A 958-nucleotide genomic window follows, 5' to 3' on the forward strand; every position below is an offset into this window, starting at 1 on the left:
TGGGCGTGTCCGTTGAGGACATGCGCATGGACATCGCCGGCTTCATCCACGCGCAGGGCAGCTTCAACTTTGAGAAGGGCCCCCAGCAACTGGTCACTTTGGGTACTGGATTACCACAGGGCTTGGCTAACTCAGCTTTGTATTCCCAGTTCGCGCAGCCCGTGCTGAATAACATGCTCAATGTGAGCACGGGCGCGCAGCTCTCAGAGAACTTAGGCACGATTACGGGTTGGGACGTGGCCGTGTCGTACTTTGGGGCAAGCGACATCAACGTGTTCGTGGGCTACGGCAGCCCAGACTTTGATCAAGACAAATGGAGTGAGACCTCAGGCCTGTTTGGCTTCGCGTTTGAGGGGGTGGACTTTGCCTACGCCAACATGCAAACCACCTTGCCTGCTGTGCTCAAGGCGCCGTTCCTAGGCGCACTGGACGGCTTTTACGCTGCCAAGCTCAACGCGCAGAGTGCTGCCTTTGTTGGTGGAGGCGAGATCCTCAACGTTGAGGCCAAGAACCTAGAGCTGCGCTTAAACGATAACGATGCGAACTGGTTCCCTGGTACGCCTTTGGAGATGGGGCCTGCCGTCATTGACTGGGCGGCGAGTTTCCCTGCTGATGACGAGGCGGGCACCGCTGCGGGCCTGGGCATCAAGACCGGTGCCTACCTCAAGAGCGAAGACGAAGACACCAGCGAATACGCTGTAGAAGACGAAGCCCTGGGCTACTACACCGACAGTTTGGGCCAGCGGGTCAACGCGCAAGGCTTCTTGCTAGACGACTTAGGCGCGCGCATTGACCAGCTCATCACGCTGGACTTTGACGGCAATCAACGCTTGGGCGTGTCCGTTGAGGACATGCGCATGGACATCGCCGGCTTCATCCACGCGCAGGGCAGCTTCAACTTTGAGAAGGGCCCCCAGCAACTGGTCACTTTGGGTACTGGATTACCACAGGGCTTGGC

The 958-nt window shown here is 58.4% G+C and carries 1 protein-coding gene; it reads left to right on the top strand.

Annotation, left to right across the window (positions count from 1 at the left end):
- Positions 1-26: 26 nt before the first annotated feature.
- On the top strand, positions 27-958 hold a 932-nt coding region (locus B9Z50_RS17345), incomplete at its 3' end, for a hypothetical protein (protein WP_146183252.1).

Source organism: Limnohabitans sp. Bal53 (assembly GCF_003063355.1).
Taxonomy (GTDB): Bacteria; Pseudomonadota; Gammaproteobacteria; order Burkholderiales; family Burkholderiaceae_C; genus Limnohabitans_A.